Source organism: Flavobacterium alkalisoli (genome assembly GCF_008000935.1).
GTDB lineage: Bacteria > Bacteroidota > Bacteroidia > Flavobacteriales > Flavobacteriaceae > Flavobacterium > Flavobacterium alkalisoli.
Window position 1 is genome coordinate 3,751,127 of record NZ_CP042831.1, and the last position, 22,773, is coordinate 3,773,899.

Below are 22,773 nucleotides of genomic sequence, written 5' to 3' on the forward strand. Positions count from 1 at the left end.
GTTAACAGTTATTTAACAAATAACGTTATAGTTAGTAAGGGTGTTAAAAAGTATACTAACCCTTTAATTTATTCCGTTAGTATTATGTTATATAAAACCAAATGTCAAATTTATTCTCCTAAGCCAAATGAAGATTTTAAAAGCCTTTCTATTAAGTTTTGCCCTATGCAGTACGGCCGGAGTTAGTGCACAAAAGGTATTTGCTTCGGCAAAATATACCCAAATGTGCAGTTATTACGGAGAAGCTGTTACGGGTGATATCCATGCCTATAAACCCGAAGCCTCGGCAGAGTCGGCAGTAAAAAATATTATGTCGGTAATTGGCCTTAAAGCTAATTTTGAATTGCGTGCTGCAAATGTACCTAATGCAGCTGCCGTTATTTTAAAAGGCAAACGCTATATATTATATAACCCAAAGTTTATGGCTAACATCAACTCGGTAACGGGTAGTGACTGGGCAGCCATAAGTATACTGGCACATGAAATAGGCCACCACCTTAACGGGCATACGCTGGACAATGTGGGCAGCAGGCCACAAACCGAGCTGGATGCCGATGAGTTTTCCGGTTTTGTATTGGGCAGGTTGGGAGCCACTCTTGCCGATGCACAGGCAGTAATGGGTACCATAGCCAGTATTAAGGGGTCGCATTCTCATCCGCCTAAAAGCGACAGGCTTATTGCCATTGCGGCAGGATGGAATAGGGCAGGAGGGACTGCTATTGCTGCACAACCCGTAGTGCAAACCCAGCCGGAAAAACCAAAACCTGTAGTAATAGCCGAAAAACCAAAAGAGGTAACCCAACCGAAACAGGTTTTAGTAGAGAGAAACCTGACTCGTGAGGAAAGGATACAGCAAAGTGCACATATATGATAAGAACATAGCGAGTGACGCTTACTTTCGTGATGATCCTAAGGGCAAATATTACCTTACGGTAAAAGGTAACCTGGTTCAGGTGGAAAGAGATAAGGTATATTTAGTGGCCAGACTCGTTAGATCAAACAGATCGGGATATAAAATGATGCTTACCGATAATGATAAAACCAACCTTTATATAGGTAATGGTGGTGCTTTGGTTAACGAATCGGGTAGTACAGTGGGTGTACTAAAGGCAAGGCGTTAAATGTCTCATTATTAATGATTAATTGCTGATAAAATAGTAAATTAGATGCGGTTTTGGCTCAAGCTTAAACCGCTTTTAATTTTCACGGATATGCAGTTGAGTATTTTATGGAAGGGAATAAAAAACGACACAGACGAACATTGTGCCGTAAATTACCGTGATACCACTATCTCGGTACATTCTGAAATTGAAGGTTGGGTTAAAAGAAAACCTGTTTATGCAGAATACTGGTTAACACTTAACAATAACTGGGAAGTAAGGTCGTTTGAGATATCGGCTAATGTGGCTGATAAGACCTATAAATATTCCCTTGGTTTAGATGATAACGAACACTGGAAATGCAAAAAGAACCTGCCTCATTTTTACTTTGAGGGCTGTAACTATATTGATATATCGCTAACTCCGTTAACAAACACGCTTCCGGTAAATAATTTACATTTACTGAAAGGCGAAAGCAAAGAGATTAGCCTTATTTATGTAGATATACTGGCTAATGAGGCAAGAAGGGAAAGGCAAAAATATACCAGGTTGGACGAGCAGCTTTACCGCTTTGATAACCTGAAAGGCTTTACGGCAGATATTGAGGTAGATAAGGATGGTTTTGTTGTAGATTACCCGGGGCTGTTTGAGCTTGTACAGATACGATAAGTTTTATTAAGGCATTTGTATAATGGTGCATAAAATTGAGAATGGCTTTATTATTCAATGTAAGGTTTAAGCTAAATCTTTAAATTTGTAGAAAACCATTTGTAAAGCCATGAAATCTTTAAAAGTAATTGCCTTTGATGCCGACGACACCCTTTTTATAAACGAACCCTATTTTGAAGAGACCGAAAAGAAATTTTGCGGACTCATGGAAAACTATCTTTCCCATCAAAGCCTGTCGCAAGCACTCTTTAAACACCAGATAGAAAATCTTCCGCTGTATGGTTACGGCATTAAAAGCTATATCCTAAGCATGATACAAACAGCCATAGAGGTTTCAGATGGTACTGTTAGCATAAAACATATCGATAAGGTACTGGAACTGGGTAAGGAACTCCTGCAAAAGCCCATAGTATTATTAGAAGGGGTAGAGCAAACCCTACAGGCACTTCATGGGAATTATAAACTGGTCGTAGCAACAAAAGGCGACCTTAAAGACCAACAGCGTAAGCTGCATGATTCAGGCCTTGGGGAATACTTTCACCACATAGAGGTTATGGCCGATAAAAAAGAACTTAACTATAACAAGCTCTTAAAAAGGCTGGATATAGAACCGCATGAGTTTCTTTATGATAGGGAATTCATTGAGGTCGGATGTATTGCCGGTGCTTAATATTGGCGGGTATGCCTGTCATGTTCCGTTTCATACTACATGGGCACACGAGCTTATAGATCATGAAATTGAACACGATAATTTTTATGAAATAAAAAAACTGAACGAAATTATCCCATTACTGCTACCTTAATAACTATCCATGAAACCACACTTTTTTAAAACTCCTGCCCACTTTAGGGAATGGCTGGAAGAGAATCATGAAACAGCCGCTGAGCTGCTTGTCGGTTTTTTATAAGGTAGGTACCGGAAAGCCAAGTATTACATGGCCACAATCGGTAGATGAGGCGCTATGTTTTGGTTGGATAGACGGTATCAGGCGTACTATTGATAAAGAAGCTTATTCCATACGGTTTACTCCGCGAAGGACAACCAGTATATGGAGTGCAGTAAACGTAAAAAAGATGGAAGAGCTGCTGGCAGCCGGTTTGGTTAAGCCTATGGGGATAGCAGCTTATGAAAAACTGAAAGAGGGCAAAACTAAAATATATTCCCATGAAAGGAAAGCTCCTGCAGAGTTTACCAATGAGCAGGAAAAAATCTTTAAAAACCATAAAGCTGCCTGGGAATTTTTTAATGCTCAGGCGCCTTATTATAAAAATCTTATGAAGCATTGGGTTACTTCTGCCAAGCAGGAAAAAACACACATATCCCGACTGGAAAAACTGATAGATACGTCAAAGAAAAGCCAAAGAATCCGATAAAAGGTCATTTTTGTACGTTAAAGCGCACATTTTTTTATATATTTTTGGTGGTGTTAGTATACACATAAACTCAAAACCAGCTAATTATGAAAAAACACCTTATCAGAAATCTTTTCGCTATCGGAGTACTAATATGTTTTGCTTTTGCATTACCAAATTTCAGCAAAAAAGAATTTAACGTAGTTATAGATGCCGCACACGGCGGTAAAGACTATGGAGCTGTATATAATGATTACATGGAGAAAGATATTGCTGCAATTATCGCTAAGAAAATTGAAGTACTTAATAAAGACAACAAGGATGTAAAAATTCATTTTACAAGAACAGGAGATGAATTCGTCAACTTAAACGAAAGAGTAGAGACCATCAATAAGATTAAGCCCGATCTTGTTTTATCTTTACACCTTAATGCTGCAAGAAATCCTGAAAATACTGTTTCAGGTATGGAAATTTTTATAGCTAATGAATCCGACCAGAAAGAACAGTCGGCACAGTATGCAAAACAGCTTACCGATAAAATAGGAAAAGATTATAATGTGGTAACTAAAGAAGCGGGTTTCTATATGCTTAAAAAAGCAGAAGCTCCGGCGCTTGTTTTTGAAATGGGCTTTATTACTTCAGAAAAAGACAGAGGTTACCTTACAACAGAAGAAGGTCAGGATAAGCTTGCTAACTTAATAGCGAACTTTATTACCGACATAAAATAATTATCATGAAAGAACAGAACTATACAAATCATATACGTTTTTACACACCGCACCATTTTGTGTTTTACCCTGTAATGATTTTATTAATGGGTATTTGTGTAGGATATGCTTTTAATAACGAAGACTGGCTTATATGGCTATTTATGTTCCTTCTTTTTTTATCGGTTACACTGGTAAGCTTTATGCTAAGGCAACATTATGCCTTAACGCTGCAGGACAGGATAGTTTTACTGGAACTGCGTTACCGTTATTATGCAACTACCGGCAACAGGCTGGAGCCTTATGAAGAGAATCTTAGCAAAGGACAGCTTTTTGCGCTTCGTTTTGCTCCCGATGATGAGCTTCCCGCCTTATTGCAAAGGGCAATAGACGAGAACCTGTCGCCAAATTCTATAAAGAAATCGGTTAGAAACTGGAAACCCGATAATAACAGGGTATAAAATAAAAAAAAGCCTGCTCTAAAAGCAGGCTTCTTACATAGAATTAGGGTTGGAACCCCACACAAAAAAATCTTTCTCTAACTCCTAGATATTTCTTCGGTCGTCGTGGTCATAATGTTGTTCGTCATCATTATAACGTCCGTGCGTTCTTCTTTCCTCATCAATGTCTCTGCCGGGGCTGCGCTGCATCTGATCACTTTCATTCCAGTTACGGTCTGTATCTCCTTTAGCCCTGCGTTCTTCGCGCCATGTGCCTTCATCTTCATTAAAAGTTCTGGAGTGCATTTGCCTTGCATCGTCAAGGTTACGTTCTGTAGAGGACCTGTTGTCCCTTTCCCAATATTCCCTACGGTCAGCATTACGTCCCCTTGCCCTTACAGGCTCGTCGGACTTGTTTCCTAAATGACCGGTATTTTCATTTTTATCAGTCATAATATGTTAGTTTGAATTATTATTGTTGTTTTCTCTTTCCTTTCTTTCTGAGACCTTTTCAGCTTCAGAAACATATTTTTTTGTTCCTTTAATGTCAGTTTCACTCAAATCTTCCCCACTTGAAACTTTAGGAGCGGGAGTTTGTCTTTGGTCTTCTTCATTATGTCCCATAACTCTTTTATTTTTTGGTTATATACAAAGTTCGCCACTATATACTGGCTACAGTAGCCAATTAACACTACTTTTTACGGGAAATGTTAGAAAAAGCTTTAACACTATGCGGAAGCGCGCTATATAAAGCATATTAACATTTAGAGTCTTAGCAATTGTAAAGGAAAGTTTAACAAACAATTCACTTAAATAGTTGTAAAAGAGGGGGTAATAGTGAGTAAATTAGTAGTTGTATTATAAGGTTATCCTTATAAAAAGGAAACTAAAAATGCATATTAACCAATTTTAAAAATGAACATACTACTATGGAAAGAGCAAAATGGATACTGGATCTATCCCATTCTGATATACAGTTTAAGATAAGGCATTTGGTTATAGCAAATATCTCAGGGTATTTCAGGGCGTTTTCAGGTACCATGTATGCCGGTAAGGATGATTTTACCGATGCCGAGTTTAAACTTACTGTTGATGTTTACAGTGTAGACACCAATAATGTAGAAAGGGATGAACACTTAAAGTCAGCCGATTTCTTTAATGCTGATTACTATCCTGAAATGGAGTTTGTGTCTCAATCTTTTAATCACATTGATGGGGATAGGTATGACCTTACCGGTAACATAACCATAAAAGGCATTACAAGACCAATAACCTTTAAAGTATTATTTGGTGGAGAAGCTAAAGACGGCTTTGGAAATATGAGAGCCGGCTTTGATATAACCGGAGAAGTAAACCGTAATGATTTTGATATACGAAGATATGGAAACAGCAGAAAACCGCGATTTCAATTCGGATACGGAAGAGGACAGATACCCGTCTTCACATCCTGAAAACAAACGCAATCGAGGAAATATGGACACATAAAAAAGCAGGATAAAATCCTGCTTTTTTTTTAATTATAATCGGTTTCCTTTACGAATTGTATGTTAGCATGCATTTTAATTTCTTCTCCCAATACCAGTCCGCCTGCTTCTGTAGTATCGTTAGAATGTATATCAAAATCATTACGGTTTACTTCTCCGGTTATATCAAAGCCGGCTCTCATATTTCCAAAGCCGTCTTTAGCTTCTCCACCAAATAATACTTTAAAGGTTATTGGTCTTGTAATGCCTTTTATGGTTATGTTACCGGTAAGGTCATACCTATCCCCATCAATGTGATTAAAAGATTGAGACACAAACTCCATTTCAGGATAGTAATCAGCATTAAAGAAATCGGCTGACTTTAAGTGTTCATCCCTTTCTACATTATTGGTGTCTACACTGTAAACATCAACAGTAAGTTTAAACTCGGCATCGGTAAAATCATCCTTACCGGCATACATGGTACCTGAAAACGCCCTGAAATACCCTGAGATATTTGCTATAACCAAATGCCTTATCTTAAACTGTATATCAGAATGGGATAGATCCAGTATCCATTTTGCTCTTTCCATAGTAGTATGTTCATTTTTAAAATTGGTTAATATGCATTTTTAGTTTCCTTTTTATAAGGATAACCTTATAATACAACTACTAATTTACTCACTATTACCCCCTCTTTTACAACTATTTAAGTGAATTGTTTGTTAAACTTTCCTTTACAATTGCTAAGACTCTAAATGTTAATATGCTTTATATAGCGCGCTTCCGCATAGTGTTAAAGCTTTTTCTAACATTTCCCGTAAAAAGTAGTGTTAATTGGCTACTGTAGCCAGTATATAGTGGCGAACTTTGTATATAACCAAAAAATAAAAGAGTTATGGGACATAATGAAGAAGACCAAAGACAAACTCCCGCTCCTAAAGTTTCAAGTGGGGAAGATTTGAGTGAAACTGACATTAAAGGAACAAAAAAATATGTTTCTGAAGCTGAAAAGGTCTCAGAAAGAAAGGAAAGAGAAAACAACAATAATAATTCAAACTAACATATTATGACTGATAAAAATGAAAATACCGGTCATTTAGGAAACAAGTCCGACGAGCCTGTAAGGGCAAGGGGACGTAATGCTGACCGTAGGGAATATTGGGAAAGGGACAACAGGTCCTCTACAGAACGTAACCTTGACGATGCAAGGCAAATGCACTCCAGAACTTTTAATGAAGATGAAGGCACATGGCGCGAAGAACGCAGGGCTAAAGGAGATACAGACCGTAACTGGAATGAAAGTGATCAGATGCAGCGCAGCCCCGGCAGAGACATTGATGAGGAAAGAAGAACGCACGGACGTTATAATGATGACGAACAACATTATGACCACGACGACCGAAGAAATATCTAGGAGTTAGAGAAAGATTTTTTTTGTGTGGGGTTCCAACCCTAATTCTATGTAAGAAGCCTGCTTTTAGAGCAGGCTTTTTTTTATTTTATACCCTGTTATTATCGGGTTTCCAGTTTCTAACCGATTTCTTTATAGAATTTGGCGACAGGTTCTCGTCTATTGCCCTTTGCAATAAGGCGGGAAGCTCATCATCGGGAGCAAAACGAAGCGCAAAAAGCTGTCCTTTGCTAAGATTCTCTTCATAAGGCTCCAGCCTGTTGCCGGTAGTTGCATAATAACGGTAACGCAGTTCCAGTAAAACTATCCTGTCCTGCAGCGTTAAGGCATAATGTTGCCTTAGCATAAAGCTTACCAGTGTAACCGATAAAAAAAGAAGGAACATAAATAGCCATATAAGCCAGTCTTCGTTATTAAAAGCATATCCTACACAAATACCCATTAATAAAATCATTACAGGGTAAAACACAAAATGGTGCGGTGTGTAAAAACGTATATGATTTGTATAGTTCTGTTCTTTCATGATAATTATTTTATGTCGGTAATAAAGTTCGCTATTAAGTTAGCAAGCTTATCCTGACCTTCTTCTGTTGTAAGGTAACCTCTGTCTTTTTCTGAAGTAATAAAGCCCATTTCAAAAACAAGCGCCGGAGCTTCTGCTTTTTTAAGCATATAGAAACCCGCTTCTTTAGTTACCACATTATAATCTTTTCCTATTTTATCGGTAAGCTGTTTTGCATACTGTGCCGACTGTTCTTTCTGGTCGGATTCATTAGCTATAAAAATTTCCATACCTGAAACAGTATTTTCAGGATTTCTTGCAGCATTAAGGTGTAAAGATAAAACAAGATCGGGCTTAATCTTATTGATGGTCTCTACTCTTTCGTTTAAGTTGACGAATTCATCTCCTGTTCTTGTAAAATGAATTTTTACATCCTTGTTGTCTTTATTAAGTACTTCAATTTTCTTAGCGATAATTGCAGCAATATCTTTCTCCATGTAATCATTATATACAGCTCCATAGTCTTTACCGCCGTGTGCGGCATCTATAACTACGTTAAATTCTTTTTTGCTGAAATTTGGTAATGCAAAAGCAAAACATATTAGTACTCCGATAGCGAAAAGATTTCTGATAAGGTGTTTTTTCATAATTAGCTGGTTTTGAGTTTATGTGTATACTAACACCACCAAAAATATATAAAAAAATGTGCGCTTTAACGTACAAAAATGACCTTTTATCGGATTCTTTGGCTTTTCTTTGACGTATCTATCAGTTTTTCCAGTCGGGATATCTGTGTTTTTTCCTGCTTGGCAGAAGTAACCCAATGCTTCATAAGATTTTTATAATAAGGCGCCTGAGCATTAAAAAATTCCCAGGCAGCTTTATGGTTTTTAAAGATTTTTTCCTGCTCATTGGTAAACTCTGCAGGAGCTTTCCTTTCATGGGAATATATTTTAGTTTTGCCCTCTTTCAGTTTTTCATAAGCTGCTATCCCCATAGGCTTAACCAAACCGGCTGCCAGCAGCTCTTCCATCTTTTTTACGTTTACTGCACTCCATATACTGGTTGTCCTTCGCGGAGTAAACCGTATGGAATAAGCTTCTTTATCAATAGTACGCCTGATACCGTCTATCCAACCAAAACATAGCGCCTCATCTACCGATTGTGGCCATGTAATACTTGGCTTTCCGGTACCTACCTTATAAAAACCGACAAGCAGCTCAGCGGCTGTTTCATGATTCTCTTCCAGCCATTCCCTAAAGTGGGCAGGAGTTTTAAAAAAGTGTGGTTTCATGGATAGTTATTAAGGTAGCAGTAATGGGATAATTTCGTTCAGTTTTTTTATTTCATAAAATTATCGTGTTCAATTTCATGATCTATAAGCTCGTGTGCCCATGTAGTATGAAACGGAACATGACAGGCATACCCGCCAATATTAAGCACCGGCAATACATCCGACCTCAATGAATTCCCTATCATAAAGAACTCATGCGGTTCTATATCCAGCCTTTTTAAGAGCTTGTTATAGTTAAGTTCTTTTTTATCGGCCATAACCTCTATGTGGTGAAAGTATTCCCCAAGGCCTGAATCATGCAGCTTACGCTGTTGGTCTTTAAGGTCGCCTTTTGTTGCTACGACCAGTTTATAATTCCCATGAAGTGCCTGTAGGGTTTGCTCTACCCCTTCTAATAATACTATGGGCTTTTGCAGGAGTTCCTTACCCAGTTCCAGTACCTTATCGATATGTTTTATGCTAACAGTACCATCTGAAACCTCTATGGCTGTTTGTATCATGCTTAGGATATAGCTTTTAATGCCGTAACCATACAGCGGAAGATTTTCTATCTGGTGTTTAAAGAGTGCTTGCGACAGGCTTTGATGGGAAAGATAGTTTTCCATGAGTCCGCAAAATTTCTTTTCGGTCTCTTCAAAATAGGGTTCGTTTATAAAAAGGGTGTCGTCGGCATCAAAGGCAATTACTTTTAAAGATTTCATGGCTTTACAAATGGTTTTCTACAAATTTAAAGATTTAGCTTAAACCTTACATTGAATAATAAAGCCATTCTCAATTTTATGCACCATTATACAAATGCCTTAATAAAACTTATCGTATCTGTACAAGCTCAAACAGCCCCGGGTAATCTACAACAAAACCATCCTTATCTACCTCAATATCTGCCGTAAAGCCTTTCAGGTTATCAAAGCGGTAAAGCTGCTCGTCCAACCTGGTATATTTTTGCCTTTCCCTTCTTGCCTCATTAGCCAGTATATCTACATAAATAAGGCTAATCTCTTTGCTTTCGCCTTTCAGTAAATGTAAATTATTTACCGGAAGCGTGTTTGTTAACGGAGTTAGCGATATATCAATATAGTTACAGCCCTCAAAGTAAAAATGAGGCAGGTTCTTTTTGCATTTCCAGTGTTCGTTATCATCTAAACCAAGGGAATATTTATAGGTCTTATCAGCCACATTAGCCGATATCTCAAACGACCTTACTTCCCAGTTATTGTTAAGTGTTAACCAGTATTCTGCATAAACAGGTTTTCTTTTAACCCAACCTTCAATTTCAGAATGTACCGAGATAGTGGTATCACGGTAATTTACGGCACAATGTTCGTCTGTGTCGTTTTTTATTCCCTTCCATAAAATACTCAACTGCATATCCGTGAAAATTAAAAGCGGTTTAAGCTTGAGCCAAAACCGCATCTAATTTACTATTTTATCAGCAATTAATCATTAATAATGAGACATTTAACGCCTTGCCTTTAGTACACCCACTGTACTACCCGATTCGTTAACCAAAGCACCACCATTACCTATATAAAGGTTGGTTTTATCATTATCGGTAAGCATCATTTTATATCCCGATCTGTTTGATCTAACGAGTCTGGCCACTAAATATACCTTATCTCTTTCCACCTGAACCAGGTTACCTTTTACCGTAAGGTAATATTTGCCCTTAGGATCATCACGAAAGTAAGCGTCACTCGCTATGTTCTTATCATATTGTGCACTTTGCTGTATCCTTTCCTCACGAGTCAGGTTTCTCTCTACTAAAACCTGTTTCGGTTGGGTTACCTCTTTTGGTTTTTCGGCTATTACTACAGGTTTTGGTTTTTCCGGCTGGGTTTGCACTACGGGTTGTGCAGCAATAGCAGTCCCTCCTGCCCTATTCCATCCTGCCGCAATGGCAATAAGCCTGTCGCTTTTAGGCGGATGAGAATGCGACCCCTTAATACTGGCTATGGTACCCATTACTGCCTGTGCATCGGCAAGAGTGGCTCCCAACCTGCCCAATACAAAACCGGAAAACTCATCGGCATCCAGCTCGGTTTGTGGCCTGCTGCCCACATTGTCCAGCGTATGCCCGTTAAGGTGGTGGCCTATTTCATGTGCCAGTATACTTATGGCTGCCCAGTCACTACCCGTTACCGAGTTGATGTTAGCCATAAACTTTGGGTTATATAATATATAGCGTTTGCCTTTTAAAATAACGGCAGCTGCATTAGGTACATTTGCAGCACGCAATTCAAAATTAGCTTTAAGGCCAATTACCGACATAATATTTTTTACTGCCGACTCTGCCGAGGCTTCGGGTTTATAGGCATGGATATCACCCGTAACAGCTTCTCCGTAATAACTGCACATTTGGGTATATTTTGCCGAAGCAAATACCTTTTGTGCACTAACTCCGGCCGTACTGCATAGGGCAAAACTTAATAGAAAGGCTTTTAAAATCTTCATTTGGCTTAGGAGAATAAATTTGACATTTGGTTTTATATAACATAATACTAACGGAATAAATTAAAGGGTTAGTATACTTTTTAACACCCTTACTAACTATAACGTTATTTGTTAAATAACTGTTAACAGCAAATTTAAACAAACGTTTAATTTAAACAAACGTTTAACTTTGCAGAGAATTTTGAATTCTATATCATGACAGAATACAATGATAAGCAGTTAGAGATACTCAAAGCAGCAGAGATACTGTTTGCCAGCGAGGGCTTTGACGGCACTTCTATAAGAAGTATAGCTAAGGCTGCTAAGGTTAATATTGCAATGATCTCTTATTATTTCGGTTCAAAAGAAAAAATGCTGGAAGCTCTTATTATATACCGTACATCGGATATGAGAATGCAGCTTGACATCATTTCTAAGGAAGATCTTACTCCTTCCGAAAAAGTAGACCGACTTATAGACCTTTACATTTCCCGTATTAATAAGAACAAGTGTATGTACCAGATACTGCACTTTGAGCTTTCCACCAAAAAAAGAATAATGGACATGAAGGCATTTACCGATGTAAAACGCCAGAATATGGAAGCCTTTACCAAAATTATTAATGAAGGGCAGGAACAGGGAATATTTAGAAAAGATGTAAATATTAATCTTATACCCCCTACTATTATGGGTACACTGGTACATTTCCAGATGAACAGGCCTTTCTTTGAGGCTCACTTAGGAATCAGTACCGATGAGGCTTACGAAAACTATATAGAAAACGAGTTAACAATTCACATTAAACAAACCATTAAAGCACTTTTAGTTCATGAAAACTAGATATTTACTGCTGGCCGGGGCGTTATTTCTTTCCGGCATTACTGCAATGCAGGCTCAGGAGAAAAAGTCGCTTACCCTTGATGAGGCCATAGGTCTGGCAGTTACAAAAAGTAATGAGGCGACACTTGCCGATACTAAGGTTTCCACTTCAAAGTATGAAATGGAAAGCGTAAAGAATAATATTTATCCTGAAGTTAAACTTTCAGGGCAATACCAAAGGCTTACAGATCCTAACATTACTCTTAAAATCCCTACAGGAGACAGTAATGACGGAGAAACGGCTTCAGGCTCACCAAAAGTAGACCAGCTTATGTTAGGTATGGCAACTGTGGGTATGCCTTTGTTTTCGGGCTTTAAGCTTAAAAATAGCATAGAGGCTTCAACCGATGCTTATAATGCTGAAAGCTTTAATGCAGCGCATACTAAAGAACAAATTGCAATGCAAACCATTGTATTGTATGTTAACCTTTATAAAGCTCAGGAATCTATAAGCCTTATACAGGAAAACCTGAAAAGCGCTAACCAACGTGTTACTGACTTTACAGCTATGGAGCAAAATGGCATTATTGCCCGTAACGACCTGCTTAAAGCACAGTTACAGGCATCTAACATTGAGCTTTCTCTTGAAGATGCTAAGAAAAGAGCTTCTACCATTAACTACCAGCTGGTAACATTACTAAAGCTTCAGGAAGGTACACAGCTGGAACCAAACTCTTCTTATTTTGAAGAAGCTTCTGAATTAAACACTGCTATTACAGAACAGGATGCCATAAATCAGAGGAATGACCTTGAGGCTTTAAGATGGCAGCAAAAAGCCAGCGAAGCCAACATGAAGGTTGCCAAAGCTGACTACTACCCTACAGTAACACTTTTAGGTGGTTATGCAGCTATTGATATTAAAAACGTATTTCAGGTAACCAATGCAATTAATTTTGGTGTAGGTGTTTCTTATGACATTTCTAATCTGTTTAAAAACGGTAAGCACGTTAAAACTGCTGCCAGCCGTGCAGAAGCTACAAGACAGGAAGTGGAAATACTTACCGACAGAATTAAGGTTCAGGTACAGGATGCCCTTGAAAACTATAACCTTGCCATTAAACAAAACAGGGTTTATACACAAGCCGTTGCCCAGGCGGACGAAAATTACCGTATAGTAAAAGATAAATATGATAACGGCCTTAGCGATACAAACGACCTTTTAGAGGCAGATGTTCAACAGCTACAGGCAAAATTAAACGAAACATTCTCTAAAGCAGATATTACTCAGCGTTACTATGAGCTGCTGAATGTTTCAGGAAAATTAACTAACTCTTTCAATCTTACTCAAACAAAATAATCCTCCATCATGGAAAAAAAGAAAACAAATAAAAAGTTCCTTTTCATACTTATAGCACTTGTAGCTGTTGGCGGAACTTATGGTACATACAAATACCTTCACTCGTTAGCTCATGAAACTACTGATGATGCACAGATAGAAAAAAACATGAGCCCTATTATACCTCGTGTTACCGGATACATTACTAAAGTATATGTAAAAGACAATGACTTTGTAAAAAAAGGCGATACGCTTTTTGTTATAGACGATAAAGATTATGTAGTAAGGGTTGAAGAAGCTAAAGCTGCACTTGCCGCTGCCGAAGGTAGTTTTGCAGTTGCTAAAGCCGATGTAGGAAGCGCTGTTGCTAACGTATCGGTTTCTGAGGCTAACGTACAGTCTACAAAAGGAAACATAGAAGCTGCTAAAGTAAGGCTTTGGAGAGCCACCAACGACTTTGAGCGTTACGAAAACTTATATAAAAATCACTCCATAACTAAACAACAATTTGAGCAGGCGCAAGCCGCAAAGCAAGAGGCTGAAGCACAGTTAAACGTGTTACAGCAACAACAGGCAGCCAGCAACTACCAAAAAAATGCGATTATCTCGAAATCGAATGTGTCCAACAAACAAACGGAAGTTGCTGCTGCTAACATTGAGAAGGCCAAAGCCGCTCTTGATGCTGCAAAACTTAATTTGGATTACACTGTAGTTACCGCTTCTGTAGACGGACAGGTTTCTACTATCGATTTACAGCCGGGACAGCTAGTAGCTCCGGGACAAGCCCTGTTTTACGTTATAAATAATAACGAGACATGGGTAGTGGCTAACTTTAAGGAAACTCAGCTTAACAAAATGACCGAAGGTCAAAAAGTAGTTGTGAAAGTAGATGCTTATCCTGATACCGAGTTTGAAGGTGTATTAACATCTTTCTCTCCTGCTACAGGGTCTCGTTTCTCTTTACTTCCTCCTGATAATGCTACAGGTAACTTTGTTAAGACAGTACAAAGGCTACCGGTAAAAATAAGCTTAACTGAAAATAACGATAAAGAAAAAGTAAAACTACTTCGTCCGGGTATGAACGTAGAAGTAGATGTACATATAAAATAATATGGCAGCAACAGTAACACAGGATGACAGCCTGGTAGAATATGGCTTTAGGCGGGTAATTATTACCATTACCGCGGTACTGTGTGCCCTGCTTGAAATTGTAGATACTACAATTGTAAACGTAGCATTAAACCAAATGCGCGGTACACTGGGTGCAACCCTTACCGACATTGCGTGGGTAATTACTGCCTATGCTATTGCTAATGTTATTATTATACAATGACAAGCTGGCTGTCTCAGCAGTTTGGACGACGAAATTATTTTGCCGTATCTATTATAGTATTTACCGTAGCTTCGTTTTTATGTGGTAATGCCACTAATATATGGGAGCTTGTATTCTTTAGGTTCATACAAGGTATGGGTGGTGGTGCTCTGCTGGTAACAGCACAAACTATTATTACCGAGAGTTACCCGGCCGAAAAAAGAGGTATGGCACAGGCCATATATGGTATGGGTGTAATTGTAGGACCTACATTGGGTCCGCCGCTTGGTGGTTATATTGTAGATCACTATCACTGGGGATGGATATTTTATATAAACGTTCCGTTAGGTATTATCGCTACCCTTCTTACACTTATGTATGTAAAGAGCCCTAAATATGGCGAAAAGCTTAAACCTAATCAGGTAGACTGGTGGGGTATTGTTTTCCTGGCCTCGTTTATCGGTTCGCTACAATATGTGCTGGAACACGGACAGCAGGATGACTGGTTTGCCGATCCAACCATTATAATGCTGAGTATTATATCTGTATTTGGATTACTGGCATTTATATGGCGGGAAATGACCTACCAATACCCTATTGTAAACCTAAGCGTCCTCAAGGACAGTAACCTGCGTATAGGTACTATAATGTGTTTTATACTTGGTTTCGGTTTATATGGTTCAACATTTATCGTCCCTATATATACACAGTCGGTTTTAGGGTGGACAGCTCTTGAAACGGGATTATTATTAATACCCAGTTCATTAACAACAGCCTTCATGATGCCTATAATAGGTAGGTTAATACAAAAAGGAGTACCACAAACCTATATGGTTGCCGTTGGTTTCCTTGTGTTCTTCTTCTTTACCTTCTGGATGCATAACATCATTACTAATGATACGGGAGAAGAACACATGTTCTGGCCACTTATTATGCGAGGTATGGGACTTGGATTACTATTTGTACCTATTACCACACTATCACTTTCTACCCTAAAAGGTAAAGGTATTGGTGAGGGAGCAGCATTTACAGGTATGATGCGCCAGCTAGGTGGTTCTTTTGGTATCGCCATCATTACCACTTTTATTTCAAGATTTGGCCAACAGCACAGGGTAGATTTAATATCTCACCTTGATAAAGCAAGCTTTGCGGTACAGCAACGTGTAGAAGGATTAAAACACAGCTTTATGGGCAAAGGTTTCTCTGAAAGTGAATCGTTAGCTAAGGCATATCAGATACTTGACTTTAACGTAACTAAGCAGGCAACCATACTATCTTATATGGATGTATTTATGTACCTGGGTATACTATTCTTATTATGTATACCGTTTATACTGCTTGTTAAACGCGGAAAAGGTAAAGTAGATATGAGTGAGGCAATGCATTAAAATTGTTTTGGTTATTTAATATAGTAACATTAGGCTTTTGCCAAAGTGTTCAAACAAAAAACTCCGAAGGCAACTTCGGAGTTTTTTATGTTTTATAAGTTTCTATCTTGTAAAAACCAGCTTATTGCCTTTAGATAATTTGGCGTCAAATTTATAGCCTTCATAATCAAAACCTTTTAATCCGCTAAGGGAACGTATATTATGGTCTATTATATAACGTACCATCATACCCCTCGCCTTCTTGGCAAAAAAGCTTATCATTTTAAGTTTACCGTCTTTGTAATCCTTGAATTCAGGAGTAATTACCGGTACTTTTAAAGCTTTTGTATCTACCGCATCAAAGTATTCCTTACTCGCAAGGTTTACAAACAACTCGTCGTCCTTTAGCTCATCATTTAAGGCCTGAGTAACCGTTTTTTTCCAAAACTCATACAGGTTTTTACTTCCTTCTACAGGTAGCTGAGTACCCATTTCAAGTCGGTAAGGCTGAATCAGGTCAAGCGGTTTTAATACACCATAAAGTCCCGATAGTATCCTTAGGCTATCCTGTAGCTTATTAAGCTTGGTTGTTGGTATGGTATAAGCATCAAGCCCCACATATACATCCCCGTTAAAGGCATACATTGCCGGGCGTGCATTTTTAGTGGTAAACGGTGTTTTCCATTCCTGGTTGCGCTGCCAGTTAAGTTCGGCAAGTTTATCGCTTATGTCCATAAGCTTGCTTAATTCAGCGGGCGATTTTTCTTTAAGTTTTTTATGAATAACCTCACTTTGCTCTAAAAAGGCAGGTTGTGAATTTTTTCTTGTAGGTAATTTTGTTTCAAAATCAAGCGACTTTGCAGGAGATATAACGATCTTCATATACTAATTTGTTATGTTTCAAAGTTAATGATTGTAACATTATCGGCAAAACATATACGAATACTATAAATAAGGAGTTTTCTTATTTAACCATTAACCAACTAAAATAAAATGACAGACTACATTATCAGGACGGAGCACCTTACTTTTCACTATTCCAAAAACCGAAAAGCCCTGGACAATGTTTCCTTAAATGTTCCTAAAGGTTCTATCTATGGTTTTTTGGGTCCTAACGGAGCCGGAAAATCGACAACCATGCGATTATTAACAGGTATACTACCGCAACAGAATAATTCCATTTACTTATTTGGAAAACCGTTGCATAAAGAGCTTCCCGCTTCCTTTAAAAAAATAGGTGCGCTGGTAGAAAGCCCGGCACTTTACCTTCACCTTAGCGGATATGACAACCTTAAATACATTGCAAAACTTCGCGATGTACCCGAAAGCAGGATTAATGAGGTACTGGAACTTGTAGACCTGCAAAGGGATGGCAAAAGAAAAGCAAAAACTTATTCCCTTGGGATGAAACAGCGCCTTGCCATTGCCATTGCTCTACTGGACGAGCCGGAGCTGCTTTTACTGGATGAGCCTGTTAACGGCCTCGACCCTAACGGTATTCAGGATATAAGAAGACTGCTGGTAAAACTTAACAGGGAAAAAGGGATTACCATTTTTGTATCGAGTCACCTTCTTGCCGAAATCGAGAAAATGTGTACCCATGTTGGTATTGTTAGTAAAGGTAAAATTCAGTTTGAAGGTACTATGGAAGAACTTTCCAAAAAATCCGGTCTGTGCAAAATACGTATAACCATAAATGATGCACCGCGTTGGCATGAACAGTTAGTAAAAGACAATCCTACTGTTTTACTGGAAAACAATTCTCAGCTTTCACTGGAACTACCAAACCGCGAAGAAATTCCGGGCTTTACAAAAAACCTTGTAAACAATGGTGCCGAAGTCTATGAGATAAAAATTCTGGACGGCCTTGAAGAATGGTTCATGGCACTCGTAAACTAATATTAACCTTACCAACAACTATATATAATGCAAACTTTTTTAACTGCCTTAAAGGCAGAACATCTTAAAAGAAAAGGGACGGGTGTATATTTAACCTCTATAATAATTGCCGCGATTATCCCAATAATTTATGCTATTATAACTATTATTGAAAATAGAAATATAAAACCGGGACTACCTTATAATTATTTTACCCATACACTTGATGCAATTGTTGAAGCTTTTGCCGGATTCTTTTTTCCGCTTATCATCATAATTTCTGCCAGTAGGCTTACGCAACTGGATCATAAAAATGGTGGATGGCAGCTTATGGAAACCCAACCAATTAAAAAGCTGTCAATATACTTCTCAAAGTTTTCCATATTACTTATAACCAATCTAATTGCTATAGCCACCTATATTATTGTAACCTTTATAGGGAGCTATATAATGTATTCGTTCCTAGATACTCCGGATACTGTTTCGTTCTCTTTTGAGTTTTCTCATGTATTCTGGCTGGTAATAAGACTATTCCTTGCATCACTTACACTTAGTGCACTGCAATATGTTATTTGTGTATTACTGCCAAGTTTTATATGGCCTATTTTAATAGGTGTTGCTATTATTTTAGGATATCTTATTGCTGTAAACTTTATGGTATTCCCGGCATGGTACCCTATGGAAATGTTATATCAGGTAAGCCGTAATCCTGAAGGAAGCCAGTTAGGTTACTGGATTACCTATTCTGAATGTGTTTCTGTTATTTGCAGTCTGTTATTACTTTACATTGGTTTTGAATGGTACAAACACAAAAACTTTGTAAGGGCTTTTGCAGGCAACGGAGCTCGCACAGGCAAACTTGCAGGTGTGGTTATTGTTTTGGGAGGGCTTTTGTGGTATACTCTAATTCCTAATGTTATGGAACCCTATGGTAAGACAGTTATTGCAGGAGAATTTGAAAGTGAAAATAATTTTGACACCTTATATCTGGTTGATAATTTTGTAAATGATACCATAGCTGTAATACCGGTAAAAGACAACAAATTCAACTATCATATAGATAAAAACCTGCCACTCGACTTTTATACACTTAACATGCCTCATGACTTAAAAGGAAATGTAGTGATAGGCAATAACGATAGTGTTTACATTAAAATTAAAGCAAATAAAGATGATGCAGTTGCTGAATATAGAGGTACAAGACTGGCAGAGAATCAATACAAAAAAGAAAAATATACCTTATGGAGTAATGTGAACTACATGCTTCAAAACAACAGTGAACTTGACAAACCCGATTATTTCATACGTGAATTAGTTAAGGAATGGAAAGGTGAGATTGAGGGATCTAAGAATTTTAAAACTACAGATAATTATGTACCGCGTGAAGATTACCGCCTTCAGGAAGAAAGGCTTATTACCATAAAATATCTGGTTTACTGGAACTCTTATGTAAAAAAACGTATAGCCTTATATCCGGATCAGCAAACTTTACCTAATGACGGTATTAAAGAAATGATGGCAAAAGTTCCCCTGGATGATGAAGGATTGTTAAGCGATCAGGACTACTTTAGTTACCTTAAAAACCAGATAATAGCTGATAATAAAGAGGAACTTGATGAAAACACTAAGACCTTACAGGGTATTGAAAAACTTGACAAAGGTACTTTTAGGGATAAAATGCTTTACTGGCAAATGAGAGAAAGCCTGCAACAGGCCTCTAACACTACAGAGAGGGACAGCCTTATGGCAAAGTATACGCCTCTTTTTACAGAAGGCAGGTATATTACACTATTGGCTTCTAAAGTAAACCTTTATAAAACACTTGAAAAAGGAAATAAAGCTCCTTTGTTTGATGGCGTAAGCAATGATAAGAAAAACTACACACTGGATGACTTTAAAGGTAAATATGTTGTTATAGATGTATGGGCCACATGGTGCGGACCATGCAGGGAACAAAGTCCTAAATTTGAACGATTTGCTTTTAAATATAAAGATGAACAGGTGCAGTTTATAGCTTTAAGTGTAGACAGGCGCATAGACAACTGGTATGTGGAAGTAAACCAAAAATCGAAAAGTGTATTACAGCTACATGCTAATAATGTAAGCAAATTTATGAAGGAATATAATGTACAGGGTATACCAAGGTTCATTCTTATTGATCCTGACGGAAACTTTGTAAACTCTGAATTACCTTATCCGTCGGAGGCAAACTTTGAAAAAATGCTTAGGGACGCCCTTAACTTAGGAGAAGAAAAATAATTTTATCTTTGCCCTAAACAGTCCCCAACATGTTTAAGGCTTTAAAGAAACATAAAGATTTAACACTATACAGTTCCAGCCTTGCGTTGCTGCTTTTATTGCTACGCTGGCTGGAATTTCGTTTTTTAGTGCTTAGTACTTCCCTTGACATTTACATTGGTATTATTGCGGCCGTTTTTATGGGGCTAGGCATTTGGCTCGCCTTAAAGCTATTTAAGCCCAAAGCAAAAACCATAGTAGTGGAAAAAGAAGTATACATTACCCCTACTCCGGAATTTGTTCTTAACCAAAACGAACTGGACAACCTTAACCTTACCGCACGCGAACTTGAAGTTTTAGAACTTATGGCAAAAGGAATGAGCAATAAGGAAATTGCCGACCAGCTTTTTGTATCGCTAAACACAATTAAGACACACTCAGGCAAACTTTTTGAAAAAATGGAGGTTAAACGACGTACTCAAGCCGTTGAAAAAGCTAAAAGACTGAGCATCATACCTTAAAACCTATCACCCAAAAGTTGTAACTTTATAAAAAACAGCAAAATCACCCGAAAGGATGAGGCTGTTTTATGTGATATTACCCATTTTTGCACCATAAACAAACAATAAAAACAAATAACAGGTATGACAAAAACTATCTTAACTTACGGTTTAATCGGAGGGGTAATAAGTATCATCGGGTACATAATTACTTTCCTTACAGGACATGAAGACATGACAAATGCCATGATTATTGGCTTTGCATCCATGATTGTGGGCTTCTCTTTAATTTTTGTGGGTATTAAAAATTACAGGGATAAACAGGCCGGGGGGTCTATTACATTTTTAAAAGCATTAAAAATGGGACTGCTTATGTCACTTATTACCTCAACTATATATGTTTTTGTATGGCTTATAGTATTTTACAACTATTACCCGAATTTTGCACAACAATACGGGGATAAGATTGTTGAACAGATGAGGGAAGCAGGAAGTACTGCAGAACAAATAAATGCCCAAATAGCCGAGAATGCAAAAGTTGTTGAGGACTACAAAAATCCTTTGATGGTAATACTTTATACGTATGTTGAAATTTTATGGGTAGGAATAATATTTACGTTACTAGCTGCCCTAATACTTAAAAAGAAACCTAAACAAAATAAAGAAGAATTTAAGGCATGGGCAGAATAACAGGAATAGGCGGATTATTTTTCCGTTCGCAGGACAGTACGGCATTAAGCCAGTGGTATGAAAAGTATTTCGGGATACATTCGGTAGGCAGTGGCAAAATATGGGAACAGGAACAGGGTCCTACGGTATTTGCTCCATTTAAGGCAGATACCAAATATTTTAGCGAAAACCAGCAGTTTATGGTAAACTTCAGGGTTGAAGGACTGGAAGAGTTCCTTGAAATGCTAAAAGCCGATGGAGTACGAATAGATGAAAAGCGCGACGAAGCGTCATTTGGTAAATTTGCCTGGGTTTATGATCCGGAAGGAAATAAAATAGAATTATGGGAACCTATTCCCGAAAATGAATAAATAAAGAGCTGTCTCAAGAGTGTCATTTCGAGCGTAACGCAGTGAAGTCGAGACCCGAGGCTAAAGCCGAACAGGTAAGACAAATCTCAAACCCATATTTAAAGATTTCTCCACAAGGTCGAAATGGAAAAACAGTACATTTTGCTTTTGAGACAGCACTTTTTTTGTACCCTTAAATAATTTATATTTGTTGTAAACTCTTACAGCATGGACAAGTATTCGCAAATAAATGAAAGCATTAGCCGCTATGTTTCTTTTTCTAAAGAGGAACTGGATATTTTAAATTCACTGCTTGAATACAGGGAAGTACCAAAAAAAACCATCATGCTTCATGAAGGGGAAATGTGCAACTTTGAGGCTTTTGTAATTAAGGGCTGTATAAGAAAGTACTATATAGATGCAGGCGGGCAGGAAGTTATCCTTCAGTTTGCTGTAGAAAACTCATGGGTTAGTGATATTTCTTTTAGTATTTATGAAAACAGGCCCAGCCATACATTTATTGAAACATTAGAGGATTGTGAACTCCTTATCTTTACTCCCGAAAGCAAAGAAGAGCTTTTTAAAAAAGCCCCTAGGTTTGAAAGGGCTTTCAGAATACTGTTATACCGTAATCTTGCCGTTACACAGGACAGGCTTTTTAATACCATAGCTAAAACGGCTGTGGACAAATACCTTGAGTTTTTAGACCACTATCCTACCCTGCCACAGCGTGTAGCTCAGCATTACATAGCTTCTTATCTTGGTATTTCTGCTGAATTCCTTAGTAAGGTAAGGGCCAAGATTGCAAAACACTGATAGTTATTTTAAATTTTAAATACTGAATTTTAAATTGCTATAGACAACTTAAACTTTTTGCCTAAAATGTATTTCTTGTCCTAGTTCAATGTTTTGGGTTTTAGTATTACGCAACT

The 22,773-nt window shown here is 37.9% G+C and carries 27 protein-coding genes and 3 pseudogenes; 20 read left to right on the plus strand and 10 right to left on the minus strand.

What is annotated here, in order from left to right:
- Positions 1-127: 127 nt before the first annotated feature.
- From FUA48_RS17075 to FUA48_RS17105, 7 genes and pseudogenes are all read left to right on the plus strand, one after another.
- Positions 128-871 (plus strand): M48 family metalloprotease, encoded by a 744-nt coding sequence (locus FUA48_RS17075; RefSeq protein ID WP_147584703.1) that lies wholly within the window; start codon positions 128-130, stop codon positions 869-871.
- Entirely contained in the window at positions 837-1,121 is a 285-nt protein-coding gene (locus FUA48_RS17080; protein WP_147584705.1) for a hypothetical protein, read from the plus strand. Before FUA48_RS17075 ends, FUA48_RS17080 begins: the two co-directional genes overlap by 35 nt.
- A gap of 90 nt (positions 1,122-1,211) precedes the next feature.
- Positions 1,212-1,769: a putative glycolipid-binding domain-containing protein gene (locus tag FUA48_RS17085; protein ID WP_165357710.1), complete on the plus strand. Its 558-nt coding sequence runs from the start codon at positions 1,212-1,214 to the stop codon at positions 1,767-1,769.
- A 109-nt stretch (positions 1,770-1,878) separates the two neighbouring features.
- Positions 1,879-2,572, plus strand: a pseudogene (locus tag FUA48_RS17090) (HAD family hydrolase).
- An 88-nt stretch (positions 2,573-2,660) separates the two neighbouring features.
- A complete protein-coding gene (locus tag FUA48_RS17095; protein WP_317130697.1) occupies positions 2,661-3,143 on the plus strand; it encodes a YdeI/OmpD-associated family protein in 483 nt (160 codons plus the stop codon).
- Positions 3,144-3,229: 86 nt separating this feature from the next.
- Positions 3,230-3,850: an N-acetylmuramoyl-L-alanine amidase family protein gene (locus tag FUA48_RS17100; RefSeq protein WP_147584707.1), complete on the plus strand. Its 621-nt coding sequence runs from the start codon at positions 3,230-3,232 to the stop codon at positions 3,848-3,850.
- A 5-nt stretch (positions 3,851-3,855) separates the two neighbouring features.
- Positions 3,856-4,290, plus strand: coding sequence for a DUF6526 family protein (locus FUA48_RS17105; protein ID WP_147584689.1), 435 nt, complete (start codon positions 3,856-3,858; stop codon positions 4,288-4,290).
- A gap of 84 nt (positions 4,291-4,374) precedes the next feature.
- On the opposite strand, the gene FUA48_RS17110 is transcribed toward FUA48_RS17105, so the two are convergent.
- Positions 4,375-4,722 (minus strand): hypothetical protein, encoded by a 348-nt coding sequence (locus tag FUA48_RS17110; RefSeq protein WP_147584687.1) that lies wholly within the window; start codon positions 4,720-4,722, stop codon positions 4,375-4,377.
- Positions 4,723-4,728: 6 nt separating this feature from the next.
- Positions 4,729-4,893 carry a hypothetical protein gene (locus tag FUA48_RS18460; protein ID WP_168197008.1) on the minus strand — a complete coding sequence of 55 codons (165 nt, stop codon included), beginning with the start codon at positions 4,891-4,893 and terminating at the stop codon, positions 4,729-4,731.
- 305 nt (positions 4,894-5,198) lie between these two features.
- Between FUA48_RS18460 and FUA48_RS17115 the strand changes: the two genes are divergently transcribed.
- The gene (locus FUA48_RS17115) at positions 5,199-5,720 is read left to right on the plus strand and encodes a YceI family protein (RefSeq protein WP_147584709.1); all 522 of its coding nucleotides are present in this window, start codon (positions 5,199-5,201) and stop codon (positions 5,718-5,720) included.
- A 62-nt stretch (positions 5,721-5,782) separates the two neighbouring features.
- On the opposite strand, the gene FUA48_RS17120 is transcribed toward FUA48_RS17115, so the two are convergent.
- Positions 5,783-6,325 carry a YceI family protein gene (locus tag FUA48_RS17120; protein ID WP_147584684.1) on the minus strand — a complete coding sequence of 181 codons (543 nt, stop codon included), beginning with the start codon at positions 6,323-6,325 and terminating at the stop codon, positions 5,783-5,785.
- A gap of 305 nt (positions 6,326-6,630) precedes the next feature.
- On the opposite strand from FUA48_RS17120, the gene FUA48_RS18465 reads away from it, so the two are divergent.
- Entirely contained in the window at positions 6,631-6,795 is a 165-nt protein-coding gene (locus tag FUA48_RS18465; RefSeq protein WP_168197008.1) for a hypothetical protein, read from the plus strand.
- A gap of 6 nt (positions 6,796-6,801) precedes the next feature.
- The gene (locus tag FUA48_RS17125) at positions 6,802-7,149 is read left to right on the plus strand and encodes a hypothetical protein (protein WP_147584687.1); all 348 of its coding nucleotides are present in this window, start codon (positions 6,802-6,804) and stop codon (positions 7,147-7,149) included.
- 85 nt (positions 7,150-7,234) lie between these two features.
- Here FUA48_RS17125 and FUA48_RS17130 read toward each other — a convergent pair whose 3' ends face one another.
- The 6 genes and pseudogenes from FUA48_RS17130 to FUA48_RS17155 all read right to left on the minus strand — a co-directional run bounded on the left by FUA48_RS17130 (position 7,235) and on the right by FUA48_RS17155 (position 11,393).
- Complete coding sequence (locus tag FUA48_RS17130) at positions 7,235-7,669, minus strand: DUF6526 family protein (RefSeq protein WP_147584689.1); 435 nt, start codon at positions 7,667-7,669, stop codon at positions 7,235-7,237.
- Between the two features lie 5 nt (positions 7,670-7,674).
- Positions 7,675-8,295: an N-acetylmuramoyl-L-alanine amidase family protein gene (locus tag FUA48_RS17135; protein ID WP_147584707.1), complete on the minus strand. Its 621-nt coding sequence runs from the start codon at positions 8,293-8,295 to the stop codon at positions 7,675-7,677.
- Between the two features lie 86 nt (positions 8,296-8,381).
- Positions 8,382-8,942 carry a YdeI/OmpD-associated family protein gene (locus FUA48_RS17140; protein ID WP_147584693.1) on the minus strand — a complete coding sequence of 187 codons (561 nt, stop codon included), beginning with the start codon at positions 8,940-8,942 and terminating at the stop codon, positions 8,382-8,384.
- Positions 8,943-8,951: 9 nt separating this feature from the next.
- Positions 8,952-9,643 (minus strand): annotated as a pseudogene (locus FUA48_RS17145) (HAD family hydrolase).
- 109 nt (positions 9,644-9,752) lie between these two features.
- On the minus strand, positions 9,753-10,310 hold the full coding sequence (locus tag FUA48_RS17150) for a putative glycolipid-binding domain-containing protein (RefSeq protein WP_165357710.1): 558 nt from the start codon (positions 10,308-10,310) through the stop codon (positions 9,753-9,755).
- A gap of 90 nt (positions 10,311-10,400) precedes the next feature.
- Positions 10,401-11,393: a M48 family metalloprotease gene (locus FUA48_RS17155; protein ID WP_147584714.1), complete on the minus strand. Its 993-nt coding sequence runs from the start codon at positions 11,391-11,393 to the stop codon at positions 10,401-10,403.
- A gap of 195 nt (positions 11,394-11,588) precedes the next feature.
- On the opposite strand from FUA48_RS17155, the gene FUA48_RS17160 reads away from it, so the two are divergent.
- The 4 genes and pseudogenes from FUA48_RS17160 (at position 11,589) to FUA48_RS17175 (ending at position 16,227) form a co-directional block, all read left to right on the plus strand.
- Complete coding sequence (locus tag FUA48_RS17160) at positions 11,589-12,212, plus strand: TetR/AcrR family transcriptional regulator (protein ID WP_147584701.1); 624 nt, start codon at positions 11,589-11,591, stop codon at positions 12,210-12,212.
- Positions 12,202-13,548 (plus strand): TolC family protein, encoded by a 1,347-nt coding sequence (locus FUA48_RS17165; RefSeq protein ID WP_147584716.1) that lies wholly within the window; start codon positions 12,202-12,204, stop codon positions 13,546-13,548. Before FUA48_RS17160 ends, FUA48_RS17165 begins: the two co-directional genes overlap by 11 nt.
- A gap of 9 nt (positions 13,549-13,557) precedes the next feature.
- On the plus strand, positions 13,558-14,637 hold the full coding sequence (locus FUA48_RS17170) for an HlyD family secretion protein (RefSeq protein WP_147584718.1): 1,080 nt from the start codon (positions 13,558-13,560) through the stop codon (positions 14,635-14,637).
- A 1-nt stretch (position 14,638) separates the two neighbouring features.
- Positions 14,639-16,227 (plus strand): annotated as a pseudogene (locus FUA48_RS17175) (DHA2 family efflux MFS transporter permease subunit).
- Positions 16,228-16,329: 102 nt separating this feature from the next.
- Here the strand turns inward: FUA48_RS17175 and yaaA are convergent.
- A complete protein-coding gene (yaaA, locus tag FUA48_RS17180) occupies positions 16,330-17,088 on the minus strand; it encodes a peroxide stress protein YaaA (RefSeq protein ID WP_147584720.1) in 759 nt (252 codons plus the stop codon).
- Positions 17,089-17,199: 111 nt separating this feature from the next.
- On the opposite strand from yaaA, the gene FUA48_RS17185 reads away from it, so the two are divergent.
- The 6 genes from FUA48_RS17185 to FUA48_RS17210 all read left to right on the plus strand — a co-directional run bounded on the left by FUA48_RS17185 (position 17,200) and on the right by FUA48_RS17210 (position 22,657).
- Positions 17,200-18,105, plus strand: coding sequence for an ABC transporter ATP-binding protein (locus tag FUA48_RS17185; protein ID WP_147584722.1), 906 nt, complete (start codon positions 17,200-17,202; stop codon positions 18,103-18,105).
- 27 nt (positions 18,106-18,132) lie between these two features.
- Positions 18,133-20,343 (plus strand): redoxin family protein, encoded by a 2,211-nt coding sequence (locus FUA48_RS17190; RefSeq protein ID WP_147584724.1) that lies wholly within the window; start codon positions 18,133-18,135, stop codon positions 20,341-20,343.
- A gap of 29 nt (positions 20,344-20,372) precedes the next feature.
- A complete protein-coding gene (locus tag FUA48_RS17195; RefSeq protein WP_147584726.1) occupies positions 20,373-20,843 on the plus strand; it encodes a response regulator transcription factor in 471 nt (156 codons plus the stop codon).
- A gap of 123 nt (positions 20,844-20,966) precedes the next feature.
- On the plus strand, positions 20,967-21,512 hold the full coding sequence (locus FUA48_RS17200; protein WP_147584728.1) for a DUF4199 domain-containing protein: 546 nt from the start codon (positions 20,967-20,969) through the stop codon (positions 21,510-21,512).
- Positions 21,500-21,862 carry a VOC family protein gene (locus FUA48_RS17205; protein ID WP_147584730.1) on the plus strand — a complete coding sequence of 121 codons (363 nt, stop codon included), beginning with the start codon at positions 21,500-21,502 and terminating at the stop codon, positions 21,860-21,862. The genes FUA48_RS17200 and FUA48_RS17205 overlap by 13 nt, the downstream gene beginning before the upstream one ends.
- A 207-nt stretch (positions 21,863-22,069) precedes the next feature.
- A complete protein-coding gene (locus FUA48_RS17210; RefSeq protein ID WP_147584732.1) occupies positions 22,070-22,657 on the plus strand; it encodes a Crp/Fnr family transcriptional regulator in 588 nt (195 codons plus the stop codon).
- Positions 22,658-22,773 lie beyond the last annotated feature (116 nt).